This is a genomic window from Pseudomonas phytophila (genome assembly GCF_025643095.1).
Lineage (GTDB): Bacteria > Pseudomonadota > Gammaproteobacteria > Pseudomonadales > Pseudomonadaceae > Aquipseudomonas > Aquipseudomonas quasicaspiana.
On sequence record NZ_CP081201.1, the window covers coordinates 5,266,487 to 5,284,367 of the forward strand.

A 17,881-nucleotide genomic window follows, 5' to 3' on the forward strand; every position below is an offset into this window, starting at 1 on the left:
CATGCGTAGCCCATTACAACGATTGTCGAGCCCTACCCTATTGAGCCTGGCCGTTGCCATCGCGCTGACCGGTTGTGCCGGTCTGCCCGATCAACGCCTGGCCAATGAAGCCTTGAAGAACGGCGACACCGCTCTGGCAGAACAGAACTATCGGCAACTGGCGGACCTGGGCTACAGCGATGCACAGGTAGGCCTGGCTGACATTGCAGTGCAAAGCGGTGATCCGCAGCGCATCAAGGAAGCTGAAGCCACTTATCGCGCTGCTGCTGAAACGTCGCCGCGTGCTCAAGCTCGTCTGGGTCGCCTGCTGGCGACCAAACCGGGCGCGACTGAAGCGGAACACCACGAAGCTGAAAGCCTGCTGAAAAAGGCCTTCGCCAGTGGCGATACCAGCTCTTTGACGCCGTTGGCCATGCTTTACCTGCAATTCCCGCACAGCTTTCCGAACGTGAATGCCCAGCAGAAAATCAGCGAGTGGCGTGCACAGGGTTATCCGGAAGCCGGTCTGGCCCAAGTGCTGCTGTACCGCACCCAGGGCACTTACGATCAGCATCTGGATGACGTGGAAAACATCTGCAAAAACGCACTGAGCAAAGTCGACATCTGCTACGTCGAGCTGGTGACGGTCTATCAGAAACGTGGCCAGAACGAACAGCGCACCGCCGTGGTCGAGCAACTGAAAAGTGCTTATTCCATTGGCGGCGTCGGCGCTCAGCGTGTGGACAGCGTAGCCCGCGTATTGGGTGATGCGTCCATCGGTACTCCCGATGAAAAAACCGCTCAGCAATTGCTTGAACAAGTTGCACCGGGTTACCCCGCTTCATGGGTAACACTGGCCAAACTGCTTTACGACTTCCCCGAACTGGGCGACGTCAACAAGATGATGGAATACCTGGATAACGGTCGTGCTGCGGACCAACCCCGCGCCGAGCTGTTGCTGGGTCGCCTGTACTACGAAGGTAAATGGGTACCGGCTGATTCACGCAAAGCCGAAGAGCACATGAAAAAAGCCGCCGCCGGTGGTGAGCTCTCCGCGCATTACTACCTGGGTCAGATCTACCGCCGTGGTTACCTCGGCAAGGTCGAATCGCAAAAGGCACTGGACGAACTGCTGATCGCTGCACGTGGCGGCCAGAACAGCGCTGACTTTGCCATTGCCCAATTGTTCTCCCAAGGCAAAGGCACCATGCCTAACCCGGTCAATGCCTGGGTGTTCAGCCAACTGGCGCTTCAGGCTCCAACGCCGACGCCGGCTGCCACTGATCTCGCGCAGGAAATCAGCACCGCCTTGCCCCCTGAAAAACTCGCCACCGCCCAACGGCTGTTGCAGCAAGAGAAAAACGTCCGGGGCATCACCAGCCAAAACGCGCTGGCCATTCAAGCCCTGAAAGAAGAAGACGGCGAGGACGCACCACTATGAAGTTGAATCCCCTGATGGCCGCAGGCCTGGGTCTTGGCTTTACCCTGCTTTGGGCTACGCCGACACTGGCGGCCCTGACCGAAGAGAAGAACTTTGGTCTGGAAGTAAAAATCAGCGGCCAGGCCGAAGACGACCGCGACCTGGGCACACGCTCCGGTGGCGATGTAAACGGTCTCGGTCTGGACCTGCGTCCTTGGGTCTATGGCGAACGTGGCGACTGGAGCGGTTATGCGATGGGTCAAGTGGTGACTGCCACTGACACCATTCAGACTGACCCTCTTGAACAAACCGACGCCGCAACCCAACAAACCACTCAGTCTCGTGGCAATGCCAGCGAGCGCGAAGTCGACAAGAGCTATCTGGCCTTGCGCGAATTCTGGATTGGCTACAGCGGCTTCACCGCCTACCCTGGCGAGGTACTCAAAGTCGGTCGTCAGCGTCTGCGCAATGACGATGGCCAGTGGCACGACACGAATATCGAGGCCGTTAACTGGGTCTTCGACACCACACTGCTCAAAGCAGACGTGGGCGTTGCTCAACGCTTCAGCGAATACCGCACTGACCTGACTGAATTGTCCCCGCGGGATGAAGACCGCAAACATATCTTCGGTGACGTCAGCTACCAGTGGATGCCGGGCCAATGGGCCGGTGTGCGTGCACACCATAGCCAGGATGACGGCAACCTGAAAAAGCCAGGTCAGGAAGTTGATGATCTGGACAAGACCTCCAATGGTGACCTCACCTGGCTGGGCATTCAGGCCAACAGCGATGCTTACAACCATCGCAACACCAACCCGATCAATTACTGGGGCAGCCTGACCTGGCTGACCGGTGATCGTGACAGTATCACTACACCGTTCGACTCGACGACTGACCAGCGATTTGAAGCAGGTCCTAAAACCAGTAGCAACGTCAATGGCTGGGCCACTGACCTGGGTCTGCGTTTCCGTCTTGACCCGCAATGGCAAGTCGGCGCCGCCTACTCGCGCGCCAGCAAGGAATACGAACAGAACGGTCTGGAATCCAACCGCTCAAACTGGACCGGTACTCGCTCACGCATCCACCGCTTCGGTGAAGCATTCCAGGCCGACATGGCCAACGTGGAAAGCGGCTCGCTGTTTGCGTCCTGGCAGATGCAGGATGAATACGACGCTTCTTTGATCTACCACAAATTCCGCCGCACCGATGGTGACTCTCGCATCGGCACCTCGGGCATCAACGCGGTTGGCAGAGATGACAACGGGGTTCTCTCGTCCCTGCCATTGAGCACCGACGGTGATAAAGACCTGGGTCAGGAAATGGACCTGGTCGTGACCAAGTACTTCAAAGGCGGTCTGTTGCCTGCGGCACTCAGTCAGTCGATGGACGAACCTTCAGCGCTCGTCCGTCTGCGTGCCGGTGTCTTCAAACCGGGTGATGCTTACGGCAGCGAAGTCGACAGCTACATGCACCGCGCCATTGTCGACGTCATCTGGCGCTTCTGATGCAACCGCGAAAGGAGTGCGATGAGATGAACAGTCAAGCAAGCAGTCTGCGCAACCGCGCATGGCCGCAAGCACTGCTCGAAAGCGCAGTGCTGAGCGGCGCGCTGTTGCTCGCCAGCTCCGCCATGGCCGCCACAGTGCCGGTCAACCCGGTCCCGGCTCCGGTGAACGGTGCGGCAGTGGTCAAAGAGTTGCAGCAGGCCAAAAACTACACCATCAGCAGCCCGCCGGTGGAAACACTGCACCTGGAAAAACCCAAGCTACCAGACCTCTCCGGCTACACCGCCGAAGCCGCTGCCAAGAAAATTGTCCGCACCAAAGCGGGCAAGATTCGAGTGGCTCGAATGATGTCGGAAGTGGGTCTGAAAGAGTTTATCGGTGGCGATAACAAGATGGCCGAATGGGTTGCCCGTCAACAAGGCATCCCGCAGGCAATCATCATCGAAGACGGCTATGTGACGGTTCAGGATCTGGCGAAAAAAGTCCCGAAACAGTACCTGAGCGAAGTATCGCCAGGCACTTACGTAGCTCGCCTGCCGATTCTGGTCAAGGCTACCGGCATCTTCGAAGCCAACAAGAAAACCAAGGAGCTGCGCCTGTCTCAAGAGAAAGGCGCATTCCTGGTTGTTGAAGGCAAGCTGTTCATGAGCGACACCCAGATGAATGGCTGGCGCGAAAAGGACAACACGCCGTCGACCTTCCGCAAGCCCGACGAATTCCGTCCGTTCCTGCTGTCCTGGGGTGGCTCTGAGGTCTACATCATCAACACCAAAATGGCGAGCCTGGGTTACGACCAGAGCAAGTCCTACGGTGTGAGTATTTCCCAGTACACGCCCAACATGGTCAAAGAAATGAACAAGCCCGATCCGACCGGCTGGATCGTCGGCTCGGAGTTCTCGGACATGTGGTACGGCTTCTACTGCTATGAAACCAAAGACTTCGTGGTCAAAGGCAGTACCTACCGCGACAACATCGTTTACGGCATCGACCCACACGACCGTTCCCACGGTCTAATCATTGCCGAAAACGACGTCTACGGAACCAAGAAAAAGCACGGGATCATTATTTCCCGTGAGGTGAACGACAGCTTCATCTTCAACAACAAGACTCACAACAACAAGTTGTCCGGCATGGTTCTGGACCGTAACAGCGTCAACAACATCGTTGCCTACAACGAGGTTTACCAGAACCACACTGACGGCATCACCTTGTACGAAAGCGGCGACAACCTGCTGTGGGGCAACAAGGTCATCGCTAACCGTCGTCACGGCATACGCGTTCGTAACAGCGTGAACATCCGCCTTTACGAAAACATCGCCATGGCCAACGGTCTGCTGGGTGTCTACGGGCACATCAAGGATTTGAGCAACACCGACCGCGACATCGCGCTCGACCCGTTCGAATCCAAGGTGTCGCTGATTGTTGTCGGTGGTGAACTGACCGGTAATAACTCGGGCCCACTGTCGATCGATTCGCCACTGAGTATCGAACTCTACCGAGTGGCGATGCTGGCTCCGACCAAGAACAGCGGTATCAGCTTCGCCGGCATTCTGGGCGAACGTCAGGATGAAATCCTTGACCTGCTGGTACGCCAACAGAAAGCCGTGCTGATCGATCCGGTCGAAAGCCAGAAAGAACTTCAGGACTGAGAAGGTAATGTTTATGCACGCACACTTGATCAAATTACTCAGCCTGTCCGGCCTGACCGCAGCACTGATGGCAATCAGCAGCGGCGCACGTGCAGACGAGTTGCAAGCGCCCAACTTCACCGCTGAGCCATGCTGCCAGTTGTGCCCGCAAGCGCATGACGCCAGAAATTACACCACGCGCTACCAGCAGAACTTCACCACGCTGGTGCAAGCAGAAGGTGACTGGCTGTTCCGTACCCAGGAAGACCTGCGTACCGAATTCAACACCACGCCAGAAGGCTATCGCCGCATGCAACAACTGCACGATGCCTTCAAGAGCAAAGGCGTTGAACTGGTAGTGGTGTATCAGCCGACTCGCGGCCTTGTGGATCGCAACAAACTGTTCCCTGCCGAACGCGACAAGTTCGACTATGAAAAAGCGCTGACCAACTACAAGGCCATGCTCGGTCGCTTCGACAAGATGGGCTACTGGGTTCCAGATCTGTCGCCGTTGACCAACGAGCAACAGGCCCATGATTTCTATTTCCGCGGCGACCAGCACTGGACGCCATACGGCGCTCAGCGCACCGCGAAAATCGTTGCCGAAACCGTGAAGAAAATCCCGGGCTACGCCGACATTCCAAAGCGTGAATTCGAAAGCCACGTTTCGGGACGCATGGGCAAAACCGGTACCCTGCACAACATGGCAGCACAATTGTGCGGTAACACCTACGCGATCCAGTACATGGACCAGTTCACCACCGAGCCTAAAGGCGAGGCCGGTGACGGCGACCTGTTCGGTGATTCCGGCAACCCGGAAATCACTCTGGTCGGTACCAGTCACAGCGGCAAGAACTACAACTTCGCCGGCTTCCTGCAAGAGTACATCGGTGCCGACATCCTCAACGTCGCCTTCCCTGGCGGTGGTCTGGAAGGTTCGATGTTGCAGTACCTGGGCAGTGAAGACTTCCAGAAACGTCCACCAAAAATCCTGATCTGGGAATTCTCGCCGCTGTATCGCCTGGACCAGGAGACCATTTACCGCCAGATGATGTCGCTGCTGGATAACGGCTGCGAAGGCAAACCTGCACTGATGAGTGCAAGCACCACGCTGAAAACCGGCAACAACGAAGTGCTGGTCAACGGTAAGAATGGAATCAAGAACATCCGCAATGGCAGCAATCAGATCGACATCCGTTTTGCCGACACGTCGGTAAAAGTTCTGCAAGCCAGACTCTGGTACATGAACGGTCGTCACGAAGATCTGAAAATCGAAAAACCGGAAACATCCGATACAGACGGGCGCTTCTCCTTCGAATTGCGAACAGATGAAGACTGGGCTGACCAGCAACTGCTAGCACTGGAAATCCAGGGTCCGGAAGCGGGCACTGCACCCCAGAAAGTCGAAGCGAAAGTATGCAAACGCAACGTGTTCCCAGGCACTGCGCAGCAAACTGCGCAAGCCGGGTTATGAGGCTACCTATGCACACTCCGAAACTGATGTTACCTACCCTGCTGTCACTGGCCATTATGGCCGGTGGCGCCGGGGCCGCCAGCGCCGCGAACCTCGTGCCACCCAAAGGCTACGACGCTCCGATCGAAAAAATGAAAACCGGCGACCACAACTTCAGTTGTGACGCCGTTCCAAAGCCTTACACCGACAAGCTGGTGTTTCGCAGCAAATACGAAGGTTCAGACAAGGCGCGTGCGACCCTGAACGAAGCGTCCGAAGAAGCGTTTCGCAGTGCGACCAAAGACATCACCACCCTTGAGCGTGGCGTCAGCAAAGTCGTGATGCAGTACATGCGCGATGGTCGTCCAGAACAGCTCGATTGCGCGCTGAACATGATGACTACCTGGGCCAAGGCTGATGCGCTGGAGTCCAAGGACTTCAACCATACCGGTAAATCGATGCGCAAATGGGCGTTGGGCAGCATGTCCTCCGCTTACCTGCGCTTGAAGTTCTCCGACTCGCATCCATTGGCCAACCGCCAGGCGGACGCGCAGATCATTGAGGCATGGTTCAGCAAACTGGCTGACCAGGTCATCAGTGACTGGAGCAACTTGCCGATGGAAAAAATCAACAACCACTCGTACTGGGCCGCATGGTCGGTGATGGCAACGGCTGTCGCCACCAACCGTCAGGACCTGTTCGACTGGGCAATCAAAGAATTCAAAGTTGCCGCCAGCCAAGTCGATCCGGAAGGCTACTTGCCGAACGAGATGAAGCGTCGTCAGCGTGCCCTCTCCTATCACAACTACGCCTTGCCGCCACTGGCGATGATTGCCAGCTTTGCGCAGGCCAACGGTGTAGACCTGCGTCCGGAAAACAATGGTGCATTGAAACGTCTGGCTGATCGCGTGCTGTCTGGCGTGAAAGACCCGGCTGCCTTCGCTGCTAAAAACGGTGAAAAACAGGACATGACGGACCTCAAGAAGGATCCGAAATTTGCCTGGCTGGAACCGTACTGCTCGCTCTACACCTGCAGCCCTGAAGTACTTGAAGACAAGCACGAAAAACAACCTTTCAAAACCTTCCGTCTGGGCGGTGACCTGACCAAGGTCTACGACCCTGAGCATGAGAAAGGCGACAAAGGCGGTTGATACACGATTGAAACTGTAGGAGCTGCCGCAGGCTGCGATCGGCTGCGGAGCAGTCTCTGATTTCGGAGTTGCTTGAAGGTCGTACCGACCTTATCGCAGCCTTCGGCAGCTCCTACAGGTAACGCGTTAACCCCCACATCGGTGTGGGGGGTTTGGGGGGGCTTTGGGCCCTTGACTGATGGATAAACGGAGATATCAGGATGGTGTTCTCATCCAACGTGTTCCTGTTCCTGTTCCTGCCGATTTTCCTCGGCTTGTATTACTTGAGCGGGCAACGCTATCGCAATCTGCTGCTGCTGATTGCCAGTTATGTGTTCTATGCCTGGTGGCGTGTGGACTTCCTCGCGCTGTTCATCGGCGTAACGGTGTGGAACTACTGGATCGGCCTGCAGATTGGTGCGGCAGGCGTTCGCACCAAGCCGGCTCAACGCTGGCTGTTGCTGGGCGTGGTGGTCGACCTCGGTATCCTCGGCTACTTTAAGTACGCCAATTTCGGCGTCGACAGCATCAACGCAATGATGACGTCGGTCGGTCTGGAACCGTTCATCCTGACCCACGTGTTGCTGCCAATCGGTATCTCGTTCTATGTCTTCGAGTCCATCAGTTACATCATTGACGTGTACCGCGGTGATACCCCGGCCACACGCAACCTGATCGACTTCGCTGCATTTGTCGCGATCTTCCCGCACTTGATTGCAGGCCCTGTGCTGCGTTTTCGTGACCTGGCTGACCAGTTCAACAATCGCACCCACACCCTGGACAAGTTCTCCGAAGGCTGCACGCGCTTCATGCAGGGCTTCATCAAGAAAGTGTTCATCGCCGACACCCTCGCCGTTGTCGCTGACCACTGCTTCGCGCTGGAAAACCCGACCACAGGCGACGCCTGGCTGGGTGCACTGGCTTATACCGCGCAACTGTATTTCGACTTCTCCGGTTACAGCGACATGGCCATTGGTCTGGGCCTGATGATGGGTTTCCGCTTCATGGAAAACTTCAAACAGCCTTACATCAGCCAGTCGATCACCGAGTTCTGGCGTCGCTGGCACATCAGCCTCTCCACTTGGTTGCGTGACTACCTGTACATCACTCTGGGCGGCAACCGTGGCAGCAAGTTCGCGACCTATCGCAACCTGTTCCTGACCATGCTGCTGGGTGGTTTGTGGCACGGCGCCAACATCACGTACGTAATCTGGGGTGCATGGCACGGTATCTGGCTGGCGATCGAGAAAGCCATCGGCCTGAACACCGCACCACGTACTTTTAACGTACTGCGCTGGGCCCTGACTTTCCTGATCGTGGTCACTGGCTGGGTCATCTTCCGCTCCGAAAACCTGCACGTTGCCGGCCGTATGTACAGCGCGATGTTTGGCTTCGGTGACTGGAAACTGTCGGAACTCAACCAGGCCAGCCTCACCGGTCTGCAAGTGGCGACCATGGTCGTGGCTTACGCAACACTGGCGTTCTTCGGTCTGCGTGACTTCTATGCCAACCGTCCTGCCGAAAAAGCTGCCAGCAAGAGCAACCCGGATCTGGGTGTTCAGGCTGACGGCCCTGCCACTGCGCAGCCAGGCATGATCAAAGCCGTACCGGGTGACAAACCAGGAAGCATTCACGAACCAGGCTACATCGTGGGTACTGAAGCTCAGGTACAGCCTGCTTACTGGGTTGCTGACTGGCCACGTTACGCAATGCGCGCACTGATCCTGCTGCTGTTCATTGCTTCGATTCTCAAACTGTCGGCGCAAAGCTTCTCGCCGTTCCTTTACTTCCAATTCTGAGGACCTGCCATGACCCGTTCATTACGCATCCTCTACATCACCCTGTTCCTGGCTATCCTGCTGATCCTGGGTATCTGGTCGCTGCGCAGCTTTGCCAGCTTCTCGACCACCCCGGAAACCACCGTGCTTAACGGTAAGTGGACCAAGGCAGCGGAAACTCATTACGACGAAGAGTTTCCGATCAAGCGTCTGGGCACCAACCTTTGGGCAGCGCTGGATTACAAGCTGTTCAACGAAGGCCGCCCGGGCGTTGTACTCGGCAAGGATCAGTGGCTGTTCACTGATGAAGAGTTCGATGCCATCGCCAACGGTGACAAGAACGAAGCGGAAAACCTGGCAATCATCCAGGGCGTACGCGACGAACTAAACGCAAAAGGTACAAAGCTGGTGCTGGCGATTATTCCTGCCAAGACCCGCTTGTATCCGGAGCACATTGGCGACAACAAACCTGCCACGTTGCACACCGACCTTTATCAGCAGTTCCACGAGCACGCTGCGCAAGCCGGTCTGGTCGCGCCTGATTTGCTGACACCGCTGCAAGGTGCCAAGCAACACGGCCAGGTCTTCCTGCGCACCGATACCCACTGGACGCCGATGGGTGCCGAAGTTGTGGCCAAGCAGTTGGGCACAGTCATCGCAGAGCAGACGCCATTGAGCGGCGAGCCTGAAAAGTTCGTCACCCAGGCCAAGGAAACAGCGCCTTACAAAGGCGACCTGACCAACTTCCTTCCGCTTGACCCGTTGTTCAGCAACCTGTTGCCACAACCGGATCAACTGCAACAACGCAGCACTGACCCGGTAGCCGCAGAGGCCGAAGGCGATGACGCGTTGTTCGCCGACAGTGATGTCGCCGTTGGTCTGGTGGGAACAAGCTACAGCGCCAACCCGAACTGGAACTTCGTCGGTGCGCTTAAAGAGGCGCTGCACAGTGATGTTGTGAACTACGCGGAAGACGGCCACGGCCCGATCCTGCCGATGCTCAAATACCTGCAAACCGACGCGTTCAAAAACAGCCCGCCGCAAGTATTGATCTGGGAATTTCCGGAACGTTATCTGCCCGTTCACAACGACCTTAAAGACTTTGATCAGCAGTGGATTGCACAGCTAAAAAAAGCTGCTCCTGAAGCGATCAAAACGCAACAAAACGTCGTTCAGAACGTCAAACCTTCCGACTCGCCAAACCAGGCCCAAAACTGAGAGGACTAAACAGATGAACCTACAGAATTCGAACACTCGTACTGCCAAGAAAAGCCTGCTGAAAACCTGCGCACTGGCTGCCGGTATCAGCCTCTTCACCCTGCAAGCATTCGCCGGTGACTCCGCGCTGTATGGCCCAACCGCACCAAAAGGCTCGACCTTCGTGCGTGTCTACAACGCCAGCAGCTCCGAGATCAGCGCTTCGGTTGGCAACACCAACATGAACGAAGTAGCGCCACAGGGCAGCACCGCATTCAGCTTCATGCCACAAGGTGACTACACCGCCAAACTGGGCAGCCAAAGCGTCCCGGTGAAACTGGCAGGCGACCACTATTACACCCTGGTCAACAACGCCAGCGGCAAGCCACAACTGGTTGAAGAACCACCGTTCAAAAACAAGCAGAAATCCCTGGTTCGCGTACAGAACCTGAGCGACAAGGCACTGACCTTGAAGACTGCTGACGGCAAAACCGAAGTCGTAAAAACCGTTGCTGCCAAAGGCACCGGTGAGCGTGAAATCAATCCGGTAAAAGTCAGCCTGGCGCTGTACGACGGCGACAAGAAAGTGACTGACCTGAAACCGGTTGCCCTGGAGCGTGGCGAAGCCGCCGTGTTGTACATCACCGGTAGCGGCAGTGGCCTGTCTCCGGTATGGGTAAAACCACCGGTAGCGACTCGCTAATAAAGGATTAGTCAGTCGGCCCACTGATGAGTGGGCCGATCGACACGGAACAAAAACAAGACAGAAACGACAGACCGACGTACAGCCCTATTTCGAAATGCTCTTGGAGAAACAACATGATTCCAGTGATCTTGTCAGGCGGTAGCGGTTCACGACTCTGGCCGCTTTCGCGTAAACAATTCCCTAAACAGTTTCTGGCGCTGACCGGGAACCACACCCTCTTCCAGCAAACCCTCGAGCGTTTGAAGTTCGAAGGCATGCAAGCACCGATCGTGGTTTGCAACAAAGAACACCGTTTCATCGTCAACGAGCAACTGAGTGTTCTGGGCCTCGAAACCCAGACCGTGATCATGGAACCGTTTGGCCGCAACACTGCGCCAGCCGTTGCCATCACCGCCATGCACCTGCTCAGCGAAGGCAACGACGAGCTGATGCTGGTCATGCCTGCTGACCACGTGATTGAAGATCAGAAAGCTCTGCAACGCGCACTGGCGCTGGCCACTGTCGCGGCCGAGCGTGGCGAGATGGTTCTGTTCGGCGTGCCGGCCACCAAGCCGGAAACCGGTTATGGCTACATCAAATCCACTGCTGATGCGCTGCTGCCAGAAGGCGTGAGCCGCGTATCGCACTTCGTCGAGAAGCCTGACGAACAGCGCGCTACCGAGTTCGTTGAAGCCGGTGGTTACTACTGGAACAGCGGTATGTTCCTGTTCCGCGCCAGCCGCTTCCTCGAAGAGCTGAAAAAGCACGATCCGGACATCTACGACACCTGCATGATGACCCTGGAGCGCAGCAAGCAAGAAGGCGACACCATCGACATCGACGAAGCCACCTTCGCCTGCTGCCCGGACAACTCCATCGACTACGCCGTGATGGAAAAAACCCAGCGCGCTTGCGTTGTGCCACTGACCGCTGGCTGGAACGACGTGGGCTGCTGGTCCTCGCTGTGGGCTGTGCAGCAGAAAGACGCCAACGGCAACGTCACCAAAGGCGACGTGGTTATCCAGGACAGCCGCAACTGCATGATCCACGGCAACGGCAAACTGGTATCGGTGATCGGTCTGGACAACATCGTTGTCGTCGAAACCAAAGACGCCATGATGATTGCTCACAAGGACAAGGTTCAGGGCGTCAAGCAGATGGTCAACACGCTCAATGAGCAGGGCCGTAGCGAGACTCAGAACCACCTTGAAGTCTATCGTCCATGGGGTTCATACGACTCCGTCGACATGGGCGGCCGCTTCCAGGTCAAACGCATTTCGGTAAAACCGGGTGCCAGCCTGTCCCTGCAAATGCACCACCACCGCGCCGAACACTGGATCGTGGTATCGGGCACTGCACAGGTTACCTGTGACGAGAACGTGTTCCTGCTGACCGAAAACCAGTCGACCTACATCCCGATTGCCTCGGTTCACCGCCTGAAAAACCCAGGCAAGATCCCGTTGGAAATCATCGAAGTTCAGTCGGGCAGCTACCTGGGTGAAGACGACATCGAACGTTACGAAGACGTTTACGGTCGCTCCGCTCAACTGGAAGCTGGCGTCAAGACGCAAACCATTGCACGTTAATCTGCTGTTTTAACTGCAATCGGCAACGAGCAGTACACCTCAACAACCTTTTGCGTACCCCATCCGCAGCAGGTTGTTGAGGTTTTTTTTGGCCTGCGTTTTTGTGGGTCGAAATGGCACCTTCCCCTGTGGGAGCGAATTCATTCGCGAAGGGACCGGTAAATCCAATACATGTGCGGGGCTGTCAAAAAGCTTTCGCGATTAAATTCGCTCCTACACAGACTGTGTGAAAACGTAGCGAGCGACGGCAAGACAACGAAAAAAAGGCGAAAAACGGCCGGGATCGCGTCCGACTCTAGTGTTCTAAATGAGTATTTTTCGCCTTTTTTAACGCAGTATTGTGCGCGTAGTACCGAAGGTGCCCAGCCTGCAGTAGTTTTCACGCAGTCTGTACAGGTATGTGGCTCAGTTCCTCTAGCACCACCATTAGCAAACCCCACCTCGCTTTCGGTACGATGCGTGCTCATCTGTTCACGAGGCGCGACTCATGCTGTTCGGCGCATTGCTTATCCTTACCTGGCTAGTCCTGTTGCTGAAGTATCCCGCCAAGGCCTTGCCTGTTTCATTGGCGGCGGCTGCGGGCCTCGGGCTTGTGGCGATGGTGGTCATCTGGCAAGACAGTCGCGAAACCCGCCGCCTGGAGCATCTGGGCCTGCGGATGAATTACGCCCCGGACCAATGCCCTGTTGGTAAGCCATTGCTGGTACTGATCGATAATACCAACGACGTCCCGCTGCGCGAGCTGCGTTGGCGTGTGGCCGCGTATGCGCCTGGCGATACCGTCAACCTCACCGACGACGCCTACGCAGGCCCGCGCTATCAAGGCCCCGGCGATTTACAGGCCGGTAGCCAGTCGCAGGATTGTTTGCCGCTCCCTCCCCTGCGCCAAGGCTATCGCCCGCAGACGCTGGAGTTTCGGGCTGAGCATTTACAAGGCAGTTTTTCGGACTAATTCATAGGAACACTTCAATGCCCAACGTCCTGATCACCGGCTGCTCCAGCGGCATTGGCCGCGCCTTGGCGGATGCTTTCAAAGTTGCCGGTTATGAGGTCTGGGCGACCGCGCGCAAGCCTGAAGACGTTGCCGCGCTCAACGCAGCGGGTTTCACCGGCGTGCAACTGGACGTCAATGACGGCGCTGGGCTGGCACAATTGGCGGCCCGGTTTGATGGGCTGGATGTGTTGATCAACAACGCCGGTTACGGTGCCATGGGACCGTTGCTTGATGGCGGCGTCGAGGCGATGCAGCGCCAGTTCGAAACCAACGTGTTTTCGATCGTGGGCGTGACCCGTGCGTTCTTTCCAGCACTGCGGCGCAACAAGGGCCTGGTGGTGAACATCGGTAGCGTATCCGGAGTGTTGGTCACACCTTTTGCCGGGGCCTATTGCGCTTCCAAGGCAGCAGTGCATGCGGTGAGTGACGCCTTACGTCTTGAGTTGGCGCCCTTCTCGATTCAGGTGCTGGAGGTTCAGCCGGGCGCCATCGATACGAGTTTTGCAAAGAACGCCAGCCATGAGGCTGAATTGCTGATTAGCGAGCAATCGCCATGGTGGCCGTTGCGCGAAGGGATTCGGGCACGGGCCAAGGCTTCGCAGGACAACCCGACTCCTGCCACCCGTTTCGCCCTCGACGTATTGCGCGCCGTACAACAGCCGACGCCACCGCGCATGCTCCGGTCAGGAAATGGCTCAAGGGTTTTGCCCCTGATGAGCTGGTTACTGCCCAAAGGTTTACTGGATAAAAAACTGCGCCAGCGGTTTGGGTTGGATGAGAAGCTGTGAGCGGACCTCCATGTTGAAGGACGCCTCGCGGTGGGAGCGAATTCATTCGCGAAGGGCCAGCACGATCAATACATATCCATCGCTTGTTATGCCGCCTTCGCGAATGAATTCGCTCCCACGGTGGTCCTCATTCGCAACCTGGATTTACCTGGACTCCACCCGCGCCAATGAGCGCTCCAGTTCGGTCTTGGCCATACCAATCAAGTGCACCACCGAGAAGGCTAAATCGCGTTTGGGACCGTTAAGACTGTCGCCGGTTTCGTAGGCAGTGGCGGCTGCGCAACGCAGCAGGTCACTGACGTGCTGCAGGGACTCTTCTAGCGTAGGTTGTGGTGGATCTGGCGTTACTTTGATCATCTGATTAGGCCTTTTGCTAGGCCACCGAATGATCGCTGCTAAACAAGCAAAGGTGGCGACTTTGATACGGGTTAGCAGACCGGCGACCCAATCCCATAAACCGGCGCACCCAAAGGTGCCCCGCACAAAGCCGCCATAGACGGATCTTGCGTTGGAATTGAAATCAAACAGGCTGCTAAACCCGATCGCTGATACTCAACGACGGACGCAGCCTAGTGCCCGAAATCCCCCTGCGCAAGGGCTCGGGATTTTCTCGGAAACTTCACTCAGAAGAAAGGGAAAAGGCCGCAGGAATGGGGTGTAGGACGGGGTTATTTGGTTAGCTGAAGTTACATAAACGATGCTCATTCATGTGGGTGTCGCCTCGGCGTCCCTGACACCACGCTGTCGCGGAGCAAAAACTGGACTGTAGGAGCTCACCGAGGTTACGAGGCCAGCGATGGCTGGTGTGTCAGATAACCGCCATCGCTGGCCTCGTAACCTCGGTGAGCTCCTACAGGATTTGGGTCAACTCTGAAAATTGCATCTTGTTTGACAGGATCCGGGCTTGGTATCGGCAGCTCCTATCAAACAAACTACAACTATTTGATTTGGAGTACTTTTTCATCTGTAGGAGCGCGCCCGCGATCGCGTCAGCACAGGCAATATATTCATCGACTGACAGACCGAATCGCGGGCAAGCGCGCTCCTACAGGGTCCGTGTTTGCTGCGCGACAGCGTGGTGTCAGGGACACCGGGGCGACTCCCACAGGCTTTACGTCATTGCGCAGGACAGGCTTTAGCCGGGAGGACGCTGGTGCGTTTGTTAAATATCTTTCAGCAAAAATACCGCCCTCCCGGCTGAAGCAGATCCTGCGGGATCTCCACAGCGGCTAGCGCCCGGCGCTGAGAACACGCCTGCATCCCGCGCCTTTAACCCGCGATAACAAGGAAGATTCCTACAACCGCGCCAAGTCCCAACCTCTATATTCCATAGCCTGAGCAGAGCAATGGATGCACTGCGCACGGCCTGTCAAGGAATGACAAATGAGCACTACAGTTACAGTCCCCGCCGATATCGACCATCTGGCCAATGAGCTGGCCGAATTGATCGACGCGGTCTCGCAACCTCGATTACTTTCCCCTTTTGCTTTTATCGATGATTTCATTCGCACAGCAATAAAGCGCTCAACGATGCATGAGCCGCACAAGGCGCTATTCACCAGCAACGTAAAGATCAATGTCGAATACACAGAAGATCGCCAAAGCGGACTCATCGGTGTCAGCCCTCCCCGCTCCAGAATCGCCACCTTTGAACTCCATCAGATAGTCACTGACTTTTTTCGCCACGACCTTAAAGGGGCAACCTCCATCCGCATCCGCTGGCCGCCTGCGTTCCCGCCCGAACTGCGCGAGCTGTTCGACACGGTGAACCTGCAGGCGCGCTATATCAGTGAGGTCGAGGCGCACTTCAATCGCCCTCATGTCAAAGAACTTTCCCTGCTTCTCACACGGCACGAACTGGATAGCATTATTCGTCGATATCTGGAGCATAGAGCCTCAGCGACAACGCTCAGTACACTCGCTGATGATTACTTGAGCGGCTGGATCGAACCCCGACTTGTGCAGTTTGAGGGCTCGTCGCGAGTGAAGCTGGAACGGGCGGTATTCCTGCCAACGCCTGAGTATTATGAAGACCAGACCGTTCAAGGTTTGTTGGTATTTCTGGGCAATGAACCCCAGCAACGGTCGGTCTACGAAATACCGCGTGATTTCGGTCAGTTTCGTGCGCTGATCGAAAGTCACGCCTCGTTGCGCAACAAAGTGTTGGCGCGGATCCCGCTCTATCAGCGACTCACGCCGGGTAATGACGAAGTCAAATATGTCCGCAGGTTCGAGACCAAGTATTACTGGGTGGCGCCCATCACCTTTCATGCGAGCCCCGACATCGCCAATGCGCTGTTTGATCTGAGCTATAAACGCTTGCTGTCTGATATCGATACGCTGGTGTCGACGGATGCAGAGCGGCTTGCTGACTCGGCTCTCGAATTCAGCGGTTATCTTCTGGCGGGCCTGTCGCTAGGTATCACGCTGCCGGTCAGTGTCAGTCTGGTGCCGATCAGGTTGATCGCAGCTTTCCTGCTGGGCGTCGCCTCTGCAGCCACCGATGCAGTCAGGGCCGAACTGGAAGACCTGCCCGAAGTGGCGGCTGATTTGTACCGCGCTGCCATCATCGGCGCACTGGCTGAAGTCATTGCCCCTCTGGTGCTGAAGGTGGTCGGCAAAGGACTTTCAGTGTTGGCCAGAACTCAACTTGCACAGAAGCTCAAAGTCATCCTGACAACCAAGAACCTGCCGTCCGCAGCGACGCCTTATTTGATTGATGCCCTGGAGCGCTCGAAACACTCGGCAAGGATGCGCTCGCTGGAATTGAAACTGAATGCCGACTTTAAAAAAGGCCCACAGGCCACTCAGCTGTGGGTGGAAAAGCACGGGCATTTTTCACAGCAGCTCATTGAATCGTATGACATCACGGTGTATCGCGGTTTTGTTTTCCGCGGCGACTCCCGCGCCCCCGATGTCATCTTCAAAAAAGGTTTCAAACTGCGAACCCCTGCTGCCGATCTGCAAAAAGACATCCATCAGGCGACCGGCGTGCGCGGCGGATTTGGTGGCGGCCACGATGCGCTGGACCCCGATGGCAGAGGGATCTCCACATCAGTTTTTTATGATCAGGACCACGTTGGGGCTTTTACTTACGGAGGCGCTAAAGGGGGTCACACCTACCTTGTCGACGCGCGCAAGCTGGACGGTTATCACCTTTACGCCAATGACTTTGCTGTGCGCTACCCTCAATCACCCCGCCTGGATCTGGCTCCGGTGGAGATCAACTACGCAACCGATATACCACCCTTGGCGATTGTCGGTGCCTACGACAAGGATGGCTTATTCATTCCCAACCTTGAGGGGTTGCGCAGAACAGCGGGCATCAACCAGGCGCGACTTGAGCGAGAGCTGACCAAACGCACGTTCAACCGCGCGATTCAGAAAACAGCGGCTGACGAGGCCAGACTGGGGATTGAGGCAACACTCAGGTTGTTCTCATGAAGCTCATCGCAGACAACATTGAGCACCGCCAGGTTAGATGATCTGCCAGATAGATCGGGGTTCCCTATCGCGAGCAAGCTCTGCTCCTATCAAACAAAATATAACTATCTGATTTGGAATGCTTTTTACTGTAGGAGCGCGCTTGCCCGCGATCGCGTCAGCACAGGCAATATATTCATCGGCTGACAGGCCGAATCGCGGGCAAGCGCGCTCCTACAGGGTCCGTGTTTGCTGCGCGACAGCGTGGTGTCAGGGACACCGGGGCGACTCCCACAGAACCCAAGCGGTCCAGAT

13 protein-coding genes are annotated in these 17,881 nt (G+C 56.4%); 12 read left to right on the forward strand and 1 reads right to left on the reverse strand.

What is annotated here, in order from left to right; all coding sequences use genetic code 11:
- The first annotated feature begins 1 nt into the window (after position 1).
- From algK to K3169_RS23870, 11 genes are all read left to right on the forward strand, one after another.
- Complete coding sequence (algK, locus tag K3169_RS23820; RefSeq protein ID WP_122703894.1) at positions 2-1,420, forward strand: alginate biosynthesis TPR repeat lipoprotein AlgK; 1,419 nt, start codon at positions 2-4, stop codon at positions 1,418-1,420.
- Positions 1,417-2,904 carry an alginate export family protein gene (locus K3169_RS23825; RefSeq protein ID WP_263268295.1) on the forward strand — a complete coding sequence of 496 codons (1,488 nt, stop codon included), beginning with the start codon at positions 1,417-1,419 and terminating at the stop codon, positions 2,902-2,904. Before algK ends, K3169_RS23825 begins: the two co-directional genes overlap by 4 nt.
- 26 nt (positions 2,905-2,930) lie before the next feature.
- Positions 2,931-4,553 carry a mannuronan 5-epimerase AlgG gene (gene algG / locus K3169_RS23830; protein WP_231675415.1) on the forward strand — a complete coding sequence of 541 codons (1,623 nt, stop codon included), beginning with the start codon at positions 2,931-2,933 and terminating at the stop codon, positions 4,551-4,553.
- A 13-nt stretch (positions 4,554-4,566) separates the two neighbouring features.
- Positions 4,567-6,006 carry an alginate O-acetyltransferase AlgX-related protein gene (locus K3169_RS23835; RefSeq protein WP_027898942.1) on the forward strand — a complete coding sequence of 480 codons (1,440 nt, stop codon included), beginning with the start codon at positions 4,567-4,569 and terminating at the stop codon, positions 6,004-6,006.
- Positions 6,007-6,014: 8 nt separating this feature from the next.
- Positions 6,015-7,136 carry a mannuronate-specific alginate lyase gene (locus K3169_RS23840; RefSeq protein WP_231675414.1) on the forward strand — a complete coding sequence of 374 codons (1,122 nt, stop codon included), beginning with the start codon at positions 6,015-6,017 and terminating at the stop codon, positions 7,134-7,136.
- A 200-nt stretch (positions 7,137-7,336) separates the two neighbouring features.
- A complete protein-coding gene (locus tag K3169_RS23845; protein WP_027898944.1) occupies positions 7,337-8,914 on the forward strand; it encodes an MBOAT family O-acyltransferase in 1,578 nt (525 codons plus the stop codon).
- Positions 8,915-8,923: 9 nt separating this feature from the next.
- Positions 8,924-10,111, forward strand: a complete 1,188-nt coding sequence (locus K3169_RS23850; protein ID WP_027898945.1) for an alginate O-acetyltransferase — start codon at positions 8,924-8,926, stop codon at positions 10,109-10,111.
- Between the two features lie 13 nt (positions 10,112-10,124).
- Positions 10,125-10,793, forward strand: coding sequence for an alginate O-acetyltransferase AlgF (locus K3169_RS23855; RefSeq protein ID WP_027898946.1), 669 nt, complete (start codon positions 10,125-10,127; stop codon positions 10,791-10,793).
- A gap of 116 nt (positions 10,794-10,909) precedes the next feature.
- The gene (locus tag K3169_RS23860; protein WP_099270426.1) at positions 10,910-12,361 is read left to right on the forward strand and encodes a mannose-1-phosphate guanylyltransferase/mannose-6-phosphate isomerase; all 1,452 of its coding nucleotides are present in this window, start codon (positions 10,910-10,912) and stop codon (positions 12,359-12,361) included.
- Between the two features lie 487 nt (positions 12,362-12,848).
- Complete coding sequence (locus K3169_RS23865) at positions 12,849-13,313, forward strand: multidrug transporter (protein WP_263268300.1); 465 nt, start codon at positions 12,849-12,851, stop codon at positions 13,311-13,313.
- A 17-nt stretch (positions 13,314-13,330) separates the two neighbouring features.
- Positions 13,331-14,143, forward strand: a complete 813-nt coding sequence (locus K3169_RS23870) for an SDR family oxidoreductase (RefSeq protein WP_263268302.1) — start codon at positions 13,331-13,333, stop codon at positions 14,141-14,143.
- Positions 14,144-14,287: 144 nt separating this feature from the next.
- Here K3169_RS23870 and K3169_RS23875 read toward each other — a convergent pair whose 3' ends face one another.
- The gene (locus K3169_RS23875; protein ID WP_122703880.1) at positions 14,288-14,500 is read right to left on the reverse strand and encodes a DUF6124 family protein; all 213 of its coding nucleotides are present in this window, start codon (positions 14,498-14,500) and stop codon (positions 14,288-14,290) included.
- A gap of 1,026 nt (positions 14,501-15,526) precedes the next feature.
- Here K3169_RS23875 and K3169_RS23880 point away from each other — a divergent pair.
- Positions 15,527-17,587: a hypothetical protein gene (locus K3169_RS23880; protein ID WP_263268304.1), complete on the forward strand. Its 2,061-nt coding sequence runs from the start codon at positions 15,527-15,529 to the stop codon at positions 17,585-17,587.
- Positions 17,588-17,881 lie beyond the last annotated feature (294 nt).

What these genes read in the sequence shown, in the direction of transcription:
- K3169_RS23875 (WP_122703880.1), bottom strand. Translation starts at nt 14,500, where the DNA reads ATGATCAAAGTAACGCCAGATCCACCACAACCTACGCTAGAAGAGTCC.
- algK (WP_122703894.1), top strand. Translation starts at nt 2, where the DNA reads ATGCGTAGCCCATTACAACGATTGTCGAGCCCTACCCTATTGAGCCTG.
- algG (WP_231675415.1), top strand. Translation starts at nt 2,931, where the DNA reads ATGAACAGTCAAGCAAGCAGTCTGCGCAACCGCGCATGGCCGCAAGCA.
- K3169_RS23880 (WP_263268304.1), top strand. Translation starts at nt 15,527, where the DNA reads ATGAGCACTACAGTTACAGTCCCCGCCGATATCGACCATCTGGCCAAT.
- K3169_RS23870 (WP_263268302.1), top strand. Translation starts at nt 13,331, where the DNA reads ATGCCCAACGTCCTGATCACCGGCTGCTCCAGCGGCATTGGCCGCGCC.
- K3169_RS23865 (WP_263268300.1), top strand. Translation starts at nt 12,849, where the DNA reads ATGCTGTTCGGCGCATTGCTTATCCTTACCTGGCTAGTCCTGTTGCTG.
- K3169_RS23850 (WP_027898945.1), top strand. Translation starts at nt 8,924, where the DNA reads ATGACCCGTTCATTACGCATCCTCTACATCACCCTGTTCCTGGCTATC.
- K3169_RS23835 (WP_027898942.1), top strand. Translation starts at nt 4,567, where the DNA reads ATGCACGCACACTTGATCAAATTACTCAGCCTGTCCGGCCTGACCGCA.
- K3169_RS23845 (WP_027898944.1), top strand. Translation starts at nt 7,337, where the DNA reads ATGGTGTTCTCATCCAACGTGTTCCTGTTCCTGTTCCTGCCGATTTTC.
- K3169_RS23825 (WP_263268295.1), top strand. Translation starts at nt 1,417, where the DNA reads ATGAAGTTGAATCCCCTGATGGCCGCAGGCCTGGGTCTTGGCTTTACC.
- K3169_RS23840 (WP_231675414.1), top strand. Translation starts at nt 6,015, where the DNA reads ATGCACACTCCGAAACTGATGTTACCTACCCTGCTGTCACTGGCCATT.
- K3169_RS23855 (WP_027898946.1), top strand. Translation starts at nt 10,125, where the DNA reads ATGAACCTACAGAATTCGAACACTCGTACTGCCAAGAAAAGCCTGCTG.
- K3169_RS23860 (WP_099270426.1), top strand. Translation starts at nt 10,910, where the DNA reads ATGATTCCAGTGATCTTGTCAGGCGGTAGCGGTTCACGACTCTGGCCG.